Below are 17,769 nucleotides of genomic sequence, written 5' to 3' on the forward strand. Positions count from 1 at the left end.
GCTCGTGAGGTATCGCCGGTTCTTTGCGTCGTGACATAGTGGGACTCCTTGTTACCCATTATGCCTGCCCACACACGGAATTCCTGACAGTCCCGCACAGGCCAAGCTATTTGCTGGCAATTGTGCGCATGCCGCTCCGCACCTACCACCGTGATAGAAGCAGCCGCTGCGGCAGCGCGGATGGACGCGCCCTTATGGGCTGAAGAGGGGGCGGACGCGTGGGGGCGTTTGCCAGCCGGTGTCGAACCCGGTCCGCAGCTACACTACGGCGACTTCACGCGAGGTTCCGATGCGCCTTCTATTGAAAGAGGCCGCCCCTCGCGGAAAGGGCGACCTCTATAACCGGGGGGCACCGATTACCCAGCAACTTTAGATAGCTGACCGTGATCAGCTCAATATCTCGATGGGATTTTTGCTTTGCCTCTTTAGTATGCAAAGAGACCAACAGGAGGGGATCGGGGCTTAGCCGCCCTAATGCCGAGTGCCTTCCTTCGATCCTGAAACCCGAGCTCTGACGCGCCTGAAACCTGGTAAAACCAGAACGTCGTCCAGATCCATCTCTGTTTCCTACACAAAGGTAAGTCAAAGGCCGTTCTTATCCGGGATGACCAATACGCAAATGTCACGCGCACCTTCAAAAATGGAAAAATCCAACGTCTCCATTTCTGGAGGGTTCAAAGCGAAGACTAGCTTTCGCTGATTGTGAATATGCATGTTTGAAGGCTATATAGAGCATGAGCCCGGTAAATCATTAGATTGATTTTTAATGCGATAGCGAGTGCGAAAAAACCCGAAACACCCAAATGGGTATTCCGGGTGAGGTGTTGGGTCGCGATACGCCGGAGCGTATCTGATGATCAGCCGGAAGGGAGGAAGGTGACCAGCCGAATCACGCGAAGCTTGCGATGGCGCTGATGATTTTGCGAATGAAAAATGCTGTCATCCCGGCATCAGCAATACTTACTGTCTAGTGGACGGTTGGAGCTTCGGCGTCAGGCGATCTGATTGCATTGAGCTTCGCGGCGCACTTCTCGAAGCCGTTCTTATAGAGGTTCCGGCTCGTCATGATGCCGTGACCATATCCACGTCGTTCACCGTACAGCGGCTTATCAGCCCTGCCGGGATGCCTTGGTAAGCCGGCGGGGGCGGCGCCGAGGTGACCTCACATTTTGTGGAGCAGGCGGCGCAGGTCAGCAGGGATCGGGCGAGACCGATATTCCTTAACCTCGGCATTGGTTGCCTCCATTGCTTGAGCTGCGTTGCTGCGGCGGTGTTGCGCTGTTCGATGAGGGAAGCTTGTGCTGAAGCCGTAGGACGTTCCTCTGCTCAAGAGCGCGGAGGCGGTCCTGCTCCGCTTATCGCGTAGACCAGTCCTTATTTGCGACCGCGAGATCGCCATCCCGTCCGTCCAAGGTCTCGATCTGATCGTGCTGCCGCTGGATGTGAAGATAACCGATCGGCTTCGGGGGCAGGAGGGTGTCGAACGTGGCCTTGAGATCGGCAACGCTGCTGCACTTGAGCGCGCGGGCCGGCTCGGCCGCTGAGGAGTATTTGCCACGGAAGGGGGTCGCTATGTCTTCGCCGGTCATGGCAAGCACAGCATCGGCCGCGACTAGGGCGCAGTCGGTCTGCACCATACCATCACGGCCGGCCGCTATCTCGACCGTTTCGAACGCCGTGACGGGCCGTGTCCCATAACGGCGCCAATCATTGGCAATTAGCCTCAATTACGGCAAAGGCAGTCGATGTTCCTTCGTAAATTGATCGCGGCTGCCATCATTCTCCTGCTCGTCGCCGCCGTTGTCATCGTATGTGTCATATCGATGGCCTCGGAAAGCGGCACTGCTGACGCGCTTTTCAAACCGCATGCCAACGCGACTCGTAGTAACTAAGCTAACGCGGTACTGGCGCCGTGAGGCGGATGATCCGACGGCGGTGAAACCATGCCTCGCGCGCGAATACTGTGCGGGGCATGTGCAGCGCTGCGACACCCTCGACGCTGCCACGACTGCCCGCATTTGCGCGGACGGCAGCTTTGTTGCCGAAGTCCGTGGTGCTCGCGTCGGCGTCCAAACATATCTTCCTGACGAAGCCGGAGCCCCTAAAGATTTCAAGGGCTCGGTCGTTCGCGCTTATCGCCCGGAAAATGAAGTTTTCAGCCGCAATAGCATGGCGCCGTTCGCGGCGACCGTTTTCACTATCAATAACCCGCCGAGTTGGTCGACTCTCGTCATTAGGACACCTTGCTGCTACCGGACACGGCCCTCGATTACATGGTCGGCACCCCCTACGGCGTGACGAAACCGAACCAGACCATCATGCAGTACATCGCAACGAACAAGGAATACACCCGCCGCACCGGAAAGCAGCTCAAGATCCGTTCGCTCGAAGAACTGAAGAACAAGGCCAGCGCCGACATTCCCGGCGGCGGTCGAGCGGTTGCCTCCCGCTATGACGCGAACATGCTAAAGCCCTGGATGCCGATGCCGTATCGCTTCCTGCCGGTCTACCAGGACGGTCTGCCGAACTTCACGGTCCCGGGCATCGCCCGCACCGGGCCGCCGGACGTCATGTGCCCGAACGCCATCAGCTACGGCGGCGCAGTTACCCCGCTCCGGCCTGATCGGGCAAGGCCTGAACGAGATGAGGTCCGTCTTTAACCGGACGGACCTTTTCGTTGAAGACGATAGATGCACGAAATCAAGAACGTGACCAATTTGCCCTACCAACTTGAAACACTGGACGGGCCGACGCGGCTTCCAGCGATGGGGTCCTTGCCCGGCCGCTTCGGCCCGGTGTATCTAGAGTCTTTGCCCGGGATTGGCCTTTACCAGGTGCGCGAGGTGGAAGAGCTAAAGGCGGCGCTGCCGGGGCGCAAAGCAGGTGCCGACCTTACCAAGCAAACCGAAACGCTGAAGAAGCCCGCCAAGCCACCCGGGGCGTCAGCGACATACAGGGCCGGCTCGCATCGTCGTGGCGGCCCAAAGTCGTTAAAATGGAGAGCGTCAGCCCCATTGACTTACAAAACCCAAAAGTTCCCGCAAGCCAATCTCTATTAATTTCCAAATATCGATCAATTTGATCTCTTGCGATCTATCCCATATAAGCCCAATTGGCACATGCGACCCGATGGGAAATTTAGTCATAACTTTCCTATCATAACTTACCCGGCCCAATTATTTGGGGCGGGTATTTTTTTGCTATTTTGCGATCTGGCGAGGGCGCGTACTGATAAAATCAAGGTACAAAAATTCCATTTGCAACCGTCATAACTGGTTCTATAAATGACACTTTATCCTTCGGGTCGCACGAAGGGCTCTGGTGAGTACCTTAGGTACACTGGCACAAACCTGTCAGCTCGAAGCGGTAAGGTGCGGGCGGTTTTCCCTGCACTTTGAACCATGGCTCACGCTCGCCTCCCGCTAGCCCAATTCAAAGCAATTTACCTCGAGTTCTCCAGGCTGGACCAAAGAACCGTATGCCGCATGGGCCGCGAGGGCCGAGGCGTACGTCGGCCAGAGCTATGGCGAGGAACAGCAGACGCGGCCGAGCTGCCGACTCGGACCTGCTGGCCGTAAATGGCGTAGGCTTGTCGCAGGGTACCTAAGTTCACGAGGGACAGGATCGCGGGCTAAGCGCCATTGATATTTGGTTCCTCCGTTTTACATATTTTAATCAGAAAATTCCCCGAATTTGTTATTGAGATCAAACGAAGGAATCGATTGAGGAGGCTTAGTGGTCGAGATTAATCATCTTCATGCCCTGCTTGCCGCGATTGTTCTCGGCATCGGGCTGGTTTCCGTAGGAATCTTGGCAGATGGGGTAATTGGCCGGCAGGTCCGCAGGGCTGTGGCCGCGCTCGGCTGCTGTGTAATTCTTTTGAGCGTCGTCGCGTTCTGATCATAAGAAAAGAGCCCGCCCCTCACAAAAAGGAACGGCCTCGGGGCGACGTGCCGAGGGGTCTAATTGGCCACCGCAGCGAGCTAATATTTGGCAAGGGCTATGGTTCCGTGGTCGGTGCAGGTCTGCGCCGGCGTCGGGCCGGCTCCTCGCTGGCAATTATGCGCATGCCGCTTTGCACCTACCAACTTGATATACAATTAGCAGCCGCGGCAGCGCGGAGGGACGCGCCCTCATAGGCTCAGCAGAGGGGGTGGACGCGTGGGTGTTCGCCAGCCGGTGTCGAGCCCGGCCTTCAGCTAACTATTGTTCTGATTTTTGAAGGGCCGTTCTCCAGAGTGGAGAACGACCCTTCCGGTAAATGCGCCGGAGGCACGGGTGGATACTCTTCGCGGCGCGATCTACCGCATCAGCAGAGATGAGGGGCCACCCTCAATTGCCGTCACGATGGCCCCTGTGAAACAGTCAAGGGATTACGGCCCTGATCCGATACCAGCAGCTAAGACAGGTTTAAAGGCTGGAGTTGCATGCCCGCCTGTGCGGCGTCACAGCGTCTAGGCAATGGCGCTCCCCTAAGCTTTTGGCTTGGAAAAGGCCCCGGGGCGCACTCGAGGTCGCGCTCCGGGGCCAGGTTGCATTCCAAGCGCAAAAGCACGCTAGGGGAGGTCAGCGGCACGGCAGGAAGCGCGCAGCCAGCCTATCGTCCGAGGAATAGCAAACAAATGTGAAAGTCTTCTTGAAGCTGGGCGCACTAGTTTGTGACTGAGCGAGACCTCGGTATCGCGTCATGTTCTCGAATTACATCCACTTCAGCCGCGCACTTCTCGAACCCCTCCTTGTAGCTTTTCCTGCTCGTGGCGATGTCCCCGGTCGTGACCATATCGACGTTGTTTACCGTGCAGAGGCTCATCAGCCCGGCCGGACTGCCTAGGTAAGCCGGCAGGGGCGGCGCCGAGGCGACCTCACTTTTTGTCGAGCAGGCGGCGCAGGTCAGCAGAACGAAAATCCGGGCGCGCTAAGCTCGCCCTCGGTGAGTGAGGCTTGTGGCATTTTCAGCTTTGAACAGGAGAAGGTGTAGAGAGCCACTTCTATTTTAGCACAGTGCCATACGCTACTTCCGCGATCCCCTCGAGCTCTACGGTGAAAAACCGCGACTAACCCTCGGAGGCGATAATAATCGCCTTAAATTGTTACTCCTCAGCTATTCACGCGCACCTGCTTCGGGCTTCGGGCTTCGGGCTTCGGCTCGTTTGCAATGCTGGCGAAGCGCTGCGGGAACATTCGTTAGCCGCAAAGCTTATAGCGCCAAACGACTATCGGCTCCGAGCGCGCTCGAATTGCGGGAAAATAATTATGAACCGACCTGGAAACTTTCACGGACAACGGCCGATTGCAAACCGCGTTCCGCAAAATATGCTCCGTTCTGCGGTTATTGCCCTAACTTTTGTCACAGCAGTCTATGTTTTAGCGAATGTGATATACATCGATAGCCATCCCAGCGTAGCGACCGCTCGCTGACAGCAGCGGCCGATCCGCCAAAAGCTTAAAAGCTTGCCGATTTTTTCAGCGTAGAGAAAAAACCAAGCTGATCGCCGACCGGATATTCGATATTGCATTCCGCCATGTCCGACGCTTGAGGCGGAAATCGATAAAGCCGCCGCTTCAAAGTTGATTTCTGTCGCCAAAGAAAAAACCTCGCAGCTTGCTCGAAGCTGCGAGGTAAAGGTAAGGTTTGTTCGGGACCGTTTCCCGCGGTCGCAGTAGCTTGTGAGGGCAAGACGCGGCTGCAACGTATAATAAACGGTCTGCGCACAAGGAACGTTCCTCGGTTGCCAAATTTTTCGCTGCAATCATCGCAGATAAGCTTCGTCGGCCGTGATTTTCGGTTATCGCAGCGCTCAGAAAGAAAGTCAGCTTGGCCGAATAAGAAGATCGGCAACTATAAGTAGCTTCGCAGACTGCAATTTATCGACACATTCTACTTGAGCCGTCGTTCAGGATAAACGCATTTTATCGCCTATGGGGTCAGCCTGATCCGCATCCGCTGCGGCTGATCGAGAAAATCTGCGAGCTGTCCCCCGGGGCCCCAAACCAGCGAGCAGTCTGTGGCCTTTAACGCCTATTTTCAATGGAGGCTTGCCACGGGGACCAGCTCGGTCCCGATTGGAACCAGATCAATCCTTCTCCCTTTGTAGAGTGGGCCCGGCTTTTGATGCCGCGTCATTCCAGCTTACAGGAGAATTCATGGCTGACCGCCTTTCGCTGCGGGACCCTCGCACTCAATATCCGCAGCCTCCATTTCCCGAGCAGCCCCAACCAGCGCCTGGTGCTGCGGCGAAAATGGAGCCCAGGCCCGATCATGGAGAAGAAAGCTATGTGGGCGCAGGCAAACTCAAGGGGCGCAAGGCGCTGATTACCGAAGGCGATTCCGGGATCGGGCGCGCCGCGGCGATAGCCTATGCCCGCGAGGGTGCTGATGTCGCCATCTCTTACCTTCCAAGCGAAGAGAGCGATGCCCAGGAAGTTATAGCGCTTATCAAGGCAGAGGGACGCATCGCAGTTGCTCTTCCCGGCGACATCACTGACGAGGCCTGGAGCAGGCAATTGGTAGCGGAAGCCGTCGAACGTCTGGGAGGGCTGGATGTCCTCGTCATTAACGCTGGGCGGCAACAATTTCGCGAAAGCCTCAGCGAGGTGAGTTCAGAAGACTTCGACAAGACGCTGAAAACTAACCTCTATGCCCTGCACTGGATTTCCCAAGCCGCAGTGCCGCATCTTCCCCCAGGGGCTTCGGTGATTACGACAGCCTCGGTCCAGGCCTATGAACCGTCAGATATTCTGTTGGACTACGCCACCACCAAGGCAGGCATTGTTGCTTATACCAAGGCCCTTGCCAAGCAGCTGATCGAAAAGGGCGTCCGGGCAAATGTCGTGGCGCCGGGACCGTTCTGGACGGTACTTCAATCCAGCGGCGGGCAACCGCAAGACAAAGTGGCCAAATTTGGAAAGCAAAGCCAATTCGGCCGTCCAGGCCAACCTGTTGAGATTGCGCCTGTCTATGTGCTGCTTGCTTCGCAGGAAGGCAGCTACATTACCGGTGAAGTCTACGGGGTAACCGGCGGAGCCGGCATCGCCTGAATCGAGACGGCCCGGCCGTACCGGCCGGGCCGTTCGTTTTGCTCCAATCAATGGTCTATGAACGCGTCGCAGCAAATTGGCCGATCAGCATCTATAGCCGCGCCGGTGCGGGTAAGGCGGCGACCAGCGGATCGAGACCAGGGGTAACAAAGGCTATCAATCGGCATGGACCATCTGGCGAACCTAAGCAGGCCGATAGGTCCGCCCGTTCGCGGGCGAGGATAGCCACGCATGGCGAGCATCAATTCTCGTCCTCAAGCAGAGTTTCAAGAACTTCGCGCACTCTGACAAGGCGCGCTGCGTCCGCGATTTGCTCCTTAAGAATCCAGCGGCCATCTTTTTTTGCAAAGCCATGTGCGCAAGGACACGCAGGCCCTGCTGATCTAGGGGTCAACGCCACGGCCGCAGGGCCTGCATCGACCTTCTCGATGCCCGCCGCTCGGGCGAGAATGTTGATTCTTGCGGCTTCTACGAGCCGTTCTGCGTTCGGCGGTAATGGCCCGAACCGGTCTGCAAGTTCCTCCTCCAGCGCATCGACCTCAGCGCCGTCTGTCAGTCGGGCTAGCCTGACATAAAGGCCGAGCCGGATATTTTCATCCGGAATCCACGTTGCTGGTAATCCTCCCGCATCTCCTACGTTCAATTCCGGGTGCCAAAGCCCTGCGTTTTCGCCGCGCGCTTTCCTTAGGGCCGCCTCGAACAGATGCTGATAGAGATCGACACCGATAAGCTTCATATGACCTGCCTGCGCATCGGCCAAAGGATCGCCTGCTCCTCTTTGGTCGAGGTCGGCAGTGCTAATTCCAAAGCCGGAGCCTAGCTGGTCATAAGTGGCCAGAGTGCGTAGCCGTTTCATCGTGCGTTCGGAGATTTCCTGGCTTTCGGTAAGGAGGAAAACCTGGCCGCGGCGGTTCCCGCGGCCTACGCGGCCGCGCAATTGATGAAGCTGAGCCAGACCGAAACGATCGGCATGCCAGACAATCATGGTGTTTGCGCGCGGGACATCCAGTCCCGCCTCGATGATGTTGGTCGCCAGCAAAACATCGCCGCGCCCATCACCAAATCGAACCATTGCATTATCGATCTCGGCGGCCTGCATCTTGCCATGGGCCTGGACCACCTCAAGGCCTGGTACGAGACGGTCGAGGCGATCCGCTAAGGGCGCCAGGTCCTCGATCCGGGGAACCACTACGAAGCTTTGGCCGCCTCTCGACCTTTCCCGTAAAAGCGCGGTTCGAAAGACTGCATCATCGGGTCCCACGAGACTGGTCCGGATCGGCTGACGCTGCGCGGGGGGCGTTGCTATGACCGAAATCTGCTGTAGCCCGATCATTGCACGGTGCAACGTTCTTGGGATCGGGGTTGCGCTCATAGACAGCAGGTGAACCTCGGGATGTCGGCGCAGCTCCCGTTTGGCGGCAGCACCGAAACGCTGTTCCTCGTCAATTATGACGAGCCCAAGCTTGGCGTAATGCACATCCTTGGCCATGACAGCCGCGGTACCGATAACGATGTCGATCGCACCATTTGCAAGCCCGGTCTTGGCGGCCGCTTTTTCCGCCGTGGTCGAAAGACGGGATAATCCGGCGATCTTGATCTTCATCCCCGCAAAGCGCCGCTCGAAAGTCTGAATGTGTTGCCTTACCAATACGGTAGTTGGTGCGGCCAGAATAACCTGAAAGCCGGCAAGGGCCGCCAGTGCCGCTGCCCGCAGTGCCACTTCCGTTTTGCCATAGCCGACATCGCCGATCACGAGCCTGTCCATTGGATGTCCGCTGGCAAGGTCCTCGCGCACCGACTGAATTGCCCGTGCCTGGTCGGCGGTCTCATTGAATGGAAACGTACCAACGAAGCGTTCGTAGGCTGCGCTGTCAGGTTCCATAATTGGTGCCTTCAGTTGCTCTCGCTGCCGAGCCAATTGAAGGAGTTCGCGTGCGCTGGTCGCGACGGCCTCGTCGATGGCTAGGCGGCGCTTCTGCCAGCTAGAGCCATTTAACCTATCGAGTCTCACGGCATCTTTATCTGCCCCGTACCGCCAAAGTCGGCCGGCTTCCTGTGCAGGCACCAACCTACGATCGCCTTGTGCATACTCGAGAACAATGAGTTCTGAGTTTGCTTCGCCCGGCGCAGCCTCCAACCCGAGCACGCGAGCTACGCCGTGATCCTCATGGACAATAAGGTCATCAATCTGGATTTCGCGGCCGCCCAGGGCGGACCCTGATGATTTTCCCTCTTGGTGATCCGGGCTGAGCGCGCGGCTGCCCAAAAGGTCGCCCGCAGCAATCATCACTATATCGCCGAGCACGCCGCCCTGATCGAGAGGGGCTGAAATTGCTGCAATGTTGGCGGGCGGCAATTCGCGCAGTGCGTCTATCTCTTCAATGAGCGCAACTTCAGCATCGAGAACCCGGCCAACCTTGCTTCGCAGGAAACGGATATCCCGTTCCGCCCCGACCAGTAACAGCCGCTTGCTCTCTCTGAGATGGCCTGAGGCAAATTTCTTCAGTGTTTGCAGAGGCGAGCGATGCGCGGCAAAACGCGGGACCGGCGCTGTTTCAGGAAAATCCGAAACTTCCAGCGCCGACGCATTAAGATCCCTTTGCCAGAGAGCTTCGGAGGTTGCATCAAGGTCCTTGCGGCTTGCAGATGCAGCCTCACGCGCCAGGCGGATGAAGCGCTCGCGGCGCTTGTTGGCAAGCGCCGAGAAAAAGATCCGGCCGGAAGGAAGATGAGCAATAATCGTTACACGTTTATTGGAAACAGGCTCGGCCGCTCGCCCGATCGCGAGAACTTCGCAAGTCTCTTCTGAGAGCTGGGTAGCCGGATCGTAACGCCTGATGCATGCGATACGCCCATCGGCCACATCTATCCTGGCGGGATGGCCGGCGTCGGCAGGGTAGATGTCGATAACGTTTCCTCGAACGGCCACTTCACCGGGTTCATCGACGCGGTCATCGGTCACATAACCTAGCGCCTCCATTTCCAAGGCAAATGCCGCAGGGTCGAGCGGATCACCTATTGAAAGAAGGGGAGGGGCCTCCTCGAAGACACGAGGCTCGGCATACAGCCTTGCTGCGGCCTCACCGCTCATCACAGTGACTAGATGGAATCGCTCTCGCAGCTGCGAGATGCGGCGCAACGTGCTCAGCGCCGAAACACGGCGACCGATATTGGCTGGTGAGGCAGGTGCGCTATCGCCCGGGAGAGTGTCGCTGGACGGTAAGTGGATAACATGAGCTTTTGGCATGAGGGCGGCCAGCGCTCCGGCGATAGTTTGTGCTTGTTGCTCATCGTCCGCGAGATAAACCAGATCTCCCGCTCGCAGCTGTTCGACCAAGGCCAGGACAGTCTCACCGGTGCTCTTTGCATCGTTCATGACGCTGCGGCCCCTTTGGTTTCACCCGGGTATGCGGGCCATTCTCCATCGCTCAACGCGGGTAGATTTTCGTAGAAGGCGCGCGAATTGCGAACGATCAGCCGGTCACAGGCGAAAGTAAGGTCTGCACGGGCTACGGCACGCAGATCCTCGCCGATACCGCCTATCCCGTTCGACGAGACCACGACATAGCTGATATTCCCGTCATTGCAGGTGATCAGTGCCTCGACCGCTTTGCCGAGCCGATCGCCAGTCTCGTCTTCGACCGGCATTCCTGAAATCCCGGTGGCCATGAACAGCGTTGGTGCCGCGGAGCGGCGGCTCGCCTCGGTGGCCGACTTACCACCGTCTTCATATGCGCGCTGTTTGCCCAACCAGCGCCAGATTCCGATAAGATTGATCAAGGTTAGAAAACCGTTGGTGGCCAGGAGATTGGTCTGGCCCGTTGAAAGCCCCACGATGGACCAGGCAATCGAGCCTACAGTGAAGACAACGAAGCCCCAGCCCGTAATGCGCGCGCCCAGGTTTGCCGCCGTCATCATCGCCGCTATCATGGTGGCCACTGGCGCGATCCAACCGGCTGCAATTTCCAATTCAACTTCCTTGTCTAAGCGTTGAGTGACCAGAACGCGCAGCAGCCCACTTTGGTGGCCTTGCGGCGAACAACTTCTCCCGGGTGTGCCCAGCGATACAAAGCAATCACGCCGGATCTATCGAGAGTATGCGGAAGCCATCGCCGCCTTTCATCCCAGAGCGTTCTAAGTGCTTGCTGCTGTCTTCAGTATGTCATCATAGGCAGCACAGGCCCCAGGCGAATGGGGGACTGGGCGGCATCCCGCTATCGCCCGGCATGATCTTGCAGATTGCTGATCGAATGAGGCGGTTTGGATGAAGGCTCCGCCTCTGCGTTGCATAGCATTGCGCAGTTCGATGCCGTCAGGAAAGGCAGCTTCATCTTAAGGGGCGTACCCATCAGGGTAGATCGAGATCGGTGCTCTGCGGCTTACTTTCCGTAAGCGATCTTCAAAGTGTCACCTATGGCACTTTACCAGCGCTTTGCCGGTAAAGTGCCATAGGTGGAAAATATACGCCTGACAAAATAAGGGGATTCACCTTACGCCGCGTTCGCGCTAGATTCGTGATATGTTCTATCAACTCGATCTGTTCGCTCCGCAGCCAGCCAAGGAAAAGAGGCTGGACATGCCGGCCGTCGTCGACAAGATCATGGCCGTTTCGCCGCGTCCTCGCTATACCTTGCTTGTACTCAATCTGCTCGCGAAGGCGGCAAATCCCAATGGAGTCGCCGGCCCGTACATCTTCGAAGAAGGGCAGGCGGTGCCGGTACGAGACTGGTTGGGACGCGCTCTGATTCCGATGGCGCGGCGACATCATCGCCGGCAGGACATTCGGCGCAAGATCCTGGATGAAATGAAGAAGAAGGCGCCTTTACCTGCCGATCAGGCCGAGCTTGACCAAATTCTGGACGCTCAAGTTCAAGATCGTTTGCAACAGTCCGCTCGTTGCGGAGTTAGCCGAGCCGTCTCCGATCTGGTTCGGGCAGGATTGGTACATCGGCACTATCAGGGCTACCATGTCGACCACGAAAATCGCGGCGCCCAAAGGGAAGCTGTTTACACGCTTCTGCCGGGTGTTCGCGCAGCCTTGATTTAGCGGATAGAGCTTCCACCATTTTTTGGGACCGCACTTACGTTCGCGTCAATTGTCGCAGTAGGGATCTACAGCAGGTTCAAATTGTCTGCGCTCTACGTGGAACCTCCTCAGACCGTCGTCGTTTGCACGTCGGCTGCGATGTTTCACAGGCACGTGCTCGCAGCCACCCCTTTTCTTGAAGGCTCTGCTGGAGTTGTCAGCGTGGCGGCTGCCGACCGCCATCCTGCGCAAATCGCCCATTCCTTGGTTCTGGCTGTCACAAGCCATGCCCGCCGCTTCAAAAAATCATTTCTTTAGCCCTGATCTGGGCTGTAAGCCCGCCCGCAAGCTCGACGAAGGTGCCCAGGCTTCCCCACTGCAAACATGATGTGAGCTGAGCTTGCCTGAGAGAGAAGCGAACGATACTTCGTTCGCTTTCACGCAATTGGTCCGTTCTGAATTTCAATGTGTTGCTAACGGAACTTTCAATCCGTTCGGCCGCTCCAGCACGAAGTTGCACAGGAGCGATTTTTTTATGAAAACCAAATTTGTAAGTGGGCTCGTCATGATTCTTGCTGCAGGCGCTGGCCTAGGAGGATGTTCCCATGGGGCGACCCGCGGCGGATTGATCGGGGGTACCGGGGGCGCGGTTGTCGGTAGCGCGACTGGATTGGGCACGGCCGAAGGCGCTGTGATCGGCGGCACGGCAGGTGCCGTGATCGGCGATAAGTAGAAATTGTAAAAAAGGCAGGGCGGCCGGGGCTTAGCTCCCGGTCGTCCGCGCCGGCATTTGGAAAAATTCCGAAATGTGACCGGCCAGAAAAACTTCGCGCGGTCGTGATGCTTAGCCAGGCCGGTGAGCAACTGGAGCAAAGGAAATACGCTTGGAGCCAATGACGGTGCGCGACGAGGGGAAATACTGGACATTAGGGCGGATCGCACTTGCCACTGTTGTAGTAGCTGCGATATTTGGCGTTTTCCTTTTACTGGTCAAACTTTCCAGTTTTCTCCTGCTGCTTTTTGCAGCCGCCGTACTGGGCGTCGTTTTCGATGCGATTGCGCGTGCCATATGCTCTCTCGTGCCCGTGGGGCGAACGCTAGGGCTGGGAACTGCCGTTATTCTCCTACTCGGGATCTTCATTGGTGCGCTCATTCTATTCGGCGCTCAGCTGGCAAGTCAGTTCGACATGATCCGTCAGAACCTGCCAAACGGCATCGAGCAACTCCAGGCTTTCCTCAGTCGGGCCGGGCTGGGCGATGCTGCCAATGGCATCCTCGAAGGGGGGAAGGGTGCCTTCTCTGGCGTCGTATCCAAGATCGGGACTTACATGTTGGCGATTGGAAACGGGCTGACCAACTTGGTCCTCGTGATCTTCGGCGCAATATTTTTCGCAGCAGACCCAGGCCTCTATAGACGCGGTCTGCTTTTGCTCGTCCCGCAAGGCGGGGTAAAGGTTGCAGGGGCCTCCCTTGATGACGTCAGGCGCGGCTTGAACGGTTGGATGAAAGGGCAGGCCATCTCTTCCGTCGTGGTTGCTTCCCTGACGGCGGCAGGACTTGCGCTCCTGGGCGTGCCTTCCGCGGGTGGCTTGGGGGTTATCGCTGGATTGCTTGACGTAATTCCGATGGTGGGGCCGGTTATTTCAGGAGTGCCGGCAGTTCTGCTGGCCTTCACGAAATCGCCCGCTACTGCGCTCTGGACGGTCGTTCTATTCCTAGTAGTGCAGCAACTTCAGGGCAATTTCTTACAGCCCATGATACAAAAGCAGGCGGTTGATGTTCCACCTGCGGTATTGCTCTTTACGGTCCTGGCGGCTGGCATGTTGTTTGGTTTGCTTGGGGTTCTTCTGGCGGCTCCTTTAACCATTACAATCTTTGTCCTGGTTAAGCGGATCTATGTGAAGACCATCCTTGGAAAAAACATCGAAGTTTGAAAGCATTGACCGTTTCTTGACAGTGTTTCCCTTCAGGGAGATCATAACGAAATTGCGAAAAGAAGGGTGCCCGACAATCTTCTGCTAAATCCGGCGGGTGATGTCGATCGACATTGGGGCTTGCAAATAGCGGGCCCGTCAAACAGGTACGGTTGCCTCTCAGGCTGGCACCGCGGGACCGGGAAAGGGGAGTGGCTTGCTGTATCATGGCAATCCAGGGTGCCCTGCAAGCAACCGATATTCCTGGAAGGTGATATCCCGAAACGATGGTCCCGCAACCGCAGGCGAGCTAAAGCGTTTTGGGTTACTCGATCTTGTCATCAGACCCGCACTTCGGATGTTACATTGTTTTACCTCGGAATTCCTATCGGCACGGCGCTTAGCGTGCGAATATCGCTGTGAGCGACAGGCAGGTGCCCTTAGAATGGGACGAAGAAGCGCGGATTGACGCTCTCCTCGAGGCCGAGGTGCTTGATACGGCTCCCGAAATTGCATTCGACGAGATCGTATGGCTTGCCAAGACACTATGCTCGGCGCCTATCGCGCTCGTCAGTCTCGTTGATACAGAACGTCAATGGTTTAAAGCGCGTGTCGGTGTGACTGTGTCGGAAACGCCCATCGCGACCTCCGTGTGCGCGCTCGCTATTCGTCATTCGGGGGTTTTCGAGGTCCCGGATCTTTCTTGCGATCCGAGAACGTCGGCCTTCTCACTCGTCACTGAGGCACCACAAATCCGGTTCTATGCGGGCGTCCCTCTTGTCGGCGAGAACGGTATGCCGCTGGGGACGTTGTGCGTCATTGACACAGTTCCCAGACCCGGCGGCCTGACCGAAGAGCAGCGCCGGGGACTGACTATCCTTGCTCAACAAATCATGGCTTTGATTGAGCTGCGCCTCCTCCAGCGCAAGCGCGATGCGATGCTCGTGGCGGCTCGTTCCGTCGGCACGTGGGACTGGTCTGTGGACGATGATCTCGTGGTGTCTGATGCCGGCTTCGCTCGCCTGTACGGCGTTGATCTCGGGCGCGCTTCACGCGGCGCACCGATCAGCGAGTTTTTTGCGAACATCCATCCCGATGACCGTCCGCGGGTTACCGCGCAGATCGATAAGGCGGTAGAGACCTCAGCTCCGTTTTCGGCAGAATATCGCCTCGTTCAGCCGGATGGTTCATTTCGATGGGTTGCCGCAGAGGGTCAGTGCACCGTATCAGATAACGGTGAACGGCATTTTCCGGGCGTAAGCTTTGATATTACCGAACGACGCAGCGCAGAAGCACGACAGGCAGCCCTTCTCGAATTGAGCGATCGGCTGCGCGATATGGACGACCCGTCCGATATTGCATTTGCCGCTTCCGAAATATTGGGTCGTACGCTTGGCGTGAGCCGAGCCGGATATGGCACAATCGACCCTGTCAAAGAGACGATCACAGTAGAACGCGACTGGAACGCCCCGGGCGTCAAAACGATCGCCGGTACACTGCACTTTCGCGAGCATGGCAGCTACATCGAGGACCTGAAGCGGGGCGAAACCGTGATGTGTGTCGATGCCGATGTCGATGAACGAACGAGAGCCACCGCAGATGTGCTGAAAGCTATTACTGCGCACTCCTTCATCAACATGCCGCTGCAGGAGAACGGCGCGTTTGTCGCGTTGATCTACGTGAACAATGCGACGCCGCGGGTATGGCTGGCCGAAGAACAGGAGTTCATGCGGGAAATTGCCGCGCGAACTCGCAGCGCTACCGAACGTCGCCGAGCCGAACATGATCTTGCAAAACTGACGGCTTCGCTCGAGGAGCAGGTCGAAGAGCGTACCGCGAGCCTCATGGCTGCCGAGGAGCAATTACGGCAGGCGCAGAAAATGGAGGCAGTTGGACAGCTCACCGGTGGTCTTGCGCATGATTTCAACAACATGCTGGCTGGGGTGGTCGGGTCTTTGGAAATGCTTCAAATCCGCATCGCGCAGGGGCGGATCGGCGAACTTGAGAAATATGTGACGGCGGCTCAGGGAGCATCGCGCCGAGCGGCTGCTTTGACGCACCGCCTGCTGGCCTTTTCGCGGCGCCAGACGCTCGATCCCAAACCAACGGACGTAAATCGCCTGATAGCGGGTATGGAAGATCTGGTTCGCCGGACAGTCGGGCCTGGAATACAAGTCGAGGTCGTGGGTGCCGGCGGATTGTGGTCGACGCTGGTCGACCCTAATCAACTCGAGAATGCGCTTCTCAATCTGTGCCTCAACGCTCGCGATGCGATGCCTTGTGGCGGACGCATAACCATCGAGACTGCGAACAAGTGGCTAGACGCCCGGACGGGCCGTGAGCGCGATCTCCCTGAGGGACAATATGTCTCGCTCTGCGTCACCGATACCGGAACTGGCATGACTTCGGAAACGATCAAGCGCGCGTTCGATCCGTTTTTCACCACCAAGCCGATTGGCGAGGGGACGGGTCTGGGGCTGTCGATGATCTACGGCTTCGCTCGACAATCCGGCGGGCAGGTTCGCATTTATAGCGAACTCGGCATGGGTACAACGTTATGCCTCTATCTGCCGCGCCATTACGGCGATGCGCTTGGGGAAGAGGTTTCGCATGTAATCAATGATCTGCCAAGCACGGGAAAGCGTAGCGTGCTGGTTGTCGACGACGAGCCGACCATCCGGATGTTGGTGTGCGAACTTCTCGAAGATATGGATCATGCGGCGCTGGAGGCCTGCGACGGGCCTTCGGCGTTGGCTGTGCTTAATTCCGACACGCATATCGATCTGCTTATCACAGACGTGGGCTTGCCCGGCGGCCTTAATGGAAAGCAGATTGCCGATGCGGCGCGCGCTAGGCGGCCTGGCCTCAAGGTGATTTTCATCACCGGGTTTGCGGAGAATGCGGTCGTGGGCAATGAACAGCTTGAGCCTGGTGTGCGGCTCGTCACCAAGCCTTTCGCGGTGGACCTTATTAAACATCATATTACCGACCTGCTGAGCCTCGACGGATGATCTTTTTTTAATCTGGAGAAAAGTGCAAACTGTTCCAGCACCCCTATTCCTCCGTTCGATTATGCGCATACGCTTCGCTCATTTATCGCCGCCTGACTAAAGCAACTCCAAATTTTCTGTCAGTTACGTGATCTGAGAAACTACCCCAAACGTTTGACTCCGCTCGCCTCAGAAAGATTTTGATGCCTTCATACTTGGTTGCCCAAAGTGAACTTCCCGATGAACGCGAGAAGCGCCGCGAAAGGGCCGGAAAGAGCGCAGGGGAAACATACAAGGCAACACTGAAGCAGCTTCGGCCAGCAGCCAGAATAGACATCGCATCTCCCGCAGACGCGGATTCCCGTCGATTTAAACCGATCGACCTGGCAAAATATGATGCCGTGTTTCTGACTGGTTCTCCTATGCATGTCTATCGTGAGACAGCCGAGGTAGATCGCCAGCTTGATTTCATGCGCGCCGTTTTCGCGTCCGGAGTTCCTTCATTCGGTTCCTGCGCGGGCCTACAGGTCGCGACGGCCGCAGCGGGCGGAAAAGTGCGCCGAATGCCTAGGCGCATGGAAGCGGGTATCGCGCGTCGCATCAGTGCGACCGAAGCGGGCCGAAATCATCCCCTTCTTGCTGGCCGCCCCGGTAGCTGGGATGCGCCGGCTATCCATGGTGATGAAGTGGAATTGTTGCCAGATGGCTGTTGAGTTGCACTGAGATGTGACCCGGGGTTTTCATTGAGAATTGACCCAGGCGTGTTTGGTTTATGTGCTGCCGCTGATGGGCAGGGTCAACA

The 17,769-nt window shown here is 57.3% G+C and carries 12 protein-coding genes; 9 read left to right on the top strand and 3 right to left on the bottom strand.

The window, feature by feature from the left end:
• Positions 1 to 1,355 precede the first annotated feature (1,355 nt).
• The gene (locus EDF58_RS25260; RefSeq protein WP_132270513.1) at positions 1,356 to 1,637 is read right to left on the bottom strand and encodes a hypothetical protein; all 282 of its coding nucleotides are present in this window, start codon (positions 1,635 to 1,637) and stop codon (positions 1,356 to 1,358) included.
• A 606-nt stretch (positions 1,638 to 2,243) separates the two neighbouring features.
• On the opposite strand from EDF58_RS25260, the gene EDF58_RS25270 reads away from it, so the two are divergent.
• The 4 genes from EDF58_RS25270 (at position 2,244) to EDF58_RS25280 (ending at position 7,038) form a co-directional block, all read left to right on the top strand.
• Positions 2,244 to 2,660 (top strand): major capsid family protein, encoded by a 417-nt coding sequence (locus EDF58_RS25270; protein WP_279388352.1) that lies wholly within the window; start codon positions 2,244 to 2,246, stop codon positions 2,658 to 2,660.
• Between the two features lie 30 nt (positions 2,661 to 2,690).
• The gene (locus tag EDF58_RS25275) at positions 2,691 to 3,059 is read left to right on the top strand and encodes a hypothetical protein (protein WP_132270518.1); all 369 of its coding nucleotides are present in this window, start codon (positions 2,691 to 2,693) and stop codon (positions 3,057 to 3,059) included.
• A gap of 676 nt (positions 3,060 to 3,735) precedes the next feature.
• A complete protein-coding gene (locus EDF58_RS26065) occupies positions 3,736 to 3,900 on the top strand; it encodes a hypothetical protein (RefSeq protein ID WP_165921594.1) in 165 nt (54 codons plus the stop codon).
• Positions 3,901 to 6,144: 2,244 nt separating this feature from the next.
• Entirely contained in the window at positions 6,145 to 7,038 is an 894-nt protein-coding gene (locus EDF58_RS25280; RefSeq protein ID WP_132270519.1) for an SDR family oxidoreductase, read from the top strand.
• Between the two features lie 241 nt (positions 7,039 to 7,279).
• On the opposite strand, the gene EDF58_RS25285 is transcribed toward EDF58_RS25280, so the two are convergent.
• Entirely contained in the window at positions 7,280 to 10,414 is a 3,135-nt protein-coding gene (locus EDF58_RS25285; protein ID WP_132270521.1) for a DEAD/DEAH box helicase, read from the bottom strand.
• Positions 10,411 to 10,968, bottom strand: a complete 558-nt coding sequence (locus EDF58_RS25290; RefSeq protein ID WP_132270529.1) for a PRC-barrel domain-containing protein — start codon at positions 10,966 to 10,968, stop codon at positions 10,411 to 10,413. The genes EDF58_RS25285 and EDF58_RS25290 overlap by 4 nt, the downstream gene beginning before the upstream one ends.
• Before the next feature lie 589 nt (positions 10,969 to 11,557).
• Here EDF58_RS25290 and EDF58_RS25295 point away from each other — a divergent pair.
• From EDF58_RS25295 to EDF58_RS25320, 5 genes are all read left to right on the top strand, one after another.
• Complete coding sequence (locus tag EDF58_RS25295; RefSeq protein ID WP_132270522.1) at positions 11,558 to 12,085, top strand: hypothetical protein; 528 nt, start codon at positions 11,558 to 11,560, stop codon at positions 12,083 to 12,085.
• A 175-nt stretch (positions 12,086 to 12,260) separates the two neighbouring features.
• On the top strand, positions 12,261 to 12,452 hold the full coding sequence (locus EDF58_RS25300; RefSeq protein ID WP_132270524.1) for a hypothetical protein: 192 nt from the start codon (positions 12,261 to 12,263) through the stop codon (positions 12,450 to 12,452).
• 505 nt (positions 12,453 to 12,957) lie between these two features.
• The gene (locus EDF58_RS25310) at positions 12,958 to 13,998 is read left to right on the top strand and encodes an AI-2E family transporter (protein ID WP_132270526.1); all 1,041 of its coding nucleotides are present in this window, start codon (positions 12,958 to 12,960) and stop codon (positions 13,996 to 13,998) included.
• A 398-nt stretch (positions 13,999 to 14,396) separates the two neighbouring features.
• Entirely contained in the window at positions 14,397 to 16,988 is a 2,592-nt protein-coding gene (locus tag EDF58_RS25315; RefSeq protein ID WP_243654512.1) for a GAF domain-containing protein, read from the top strand.
• Positions 16,989 to 17,170: 182 nt separating this feature from the next.
• Complete coding sequence (locus EDF58_RS25320; protein WP_132270527.1) at positions 17,171 to 17,680, top strand: hypothetical protein; 510 nt, start codon at positions 17,171 to 17,173, stop codon at positions 17,678 to 17,680.
• Positions 17,681 to 17,769: the final 89 nt, after the last annotated feature.

This window comes from Novosphingobium sp. PhB57 (genome assembly GCF_004342985.1).
Taxonomy (GTDB): Bacteria; Pseudomonadota; Alphaproteobacteria; order Sphingomonadales; family Sphingomonadaceae; genus Novosphingobium.

What these genes read in the sequence shown, in the direction of transcription:
- EDF58_RS25260 (WP_132270513.1), bottom strand. Translation starts at nt 1,637, where the DNA reads ATGGTGCAGACCGACTGCGCCCTAGTCGCGGCCGATGCTGTGCTTGCC.
- EDF58_RS25310 (WP_132270526.1), top strand. Translation starts at nt 12,958, where the DNA reads ATGACGGTGCGCGACGAGGGGAAATACTGGACATTAGGGCGGATCGCA.
- EDF58_RS25280 (WP_132270519.1), top strand. Translation starts at nt 6,145, where the DNA reads ATGGCTGACCGCCTTTCGCTGCGGGACCCTCGCACTCAATATCCGCAG.
- EDF58_RS25285 (WP_132270521.1), bottom strand. Translation starts at nt 10,414, where the DNA reads ATGAACGATGCAAAGAGCACCGGTGAGACTGTCCTGGCCTTGGTCGAA.
- EDF58_RS25295 (WP_132270522.1), top strand. Translation starts at nt 11,558, where the DNA reads ATGTTCTATCAACTCGATCTGTTCGCTCCGCAGCCAGCCAAGGAAAAG.
- EDF58_RS25275 (WP_132270518.1), top strand. Translation starts at nt 2,691, where the DNA reads ATGCACGAAATCAAGAACGTGACCAATTTGCCCTACCAACTTGAAACA.
- EDF58_RS25320 (WP_132270527.1), top strand. Translation starts at nt 17,171, where the DNA reads ATGCCTTCATACTTGGTTGCCCAAAGTGAACTTCCCGATGAACGCGAG.
- EDF58_RS25290 (WP_132270529.1), bottom strand. Translation starts at nt 10,968, where the DNA reads ATGATAGCGGCGATGATGACGGCGGCAAACCTGGGCGCGCGCATTACG.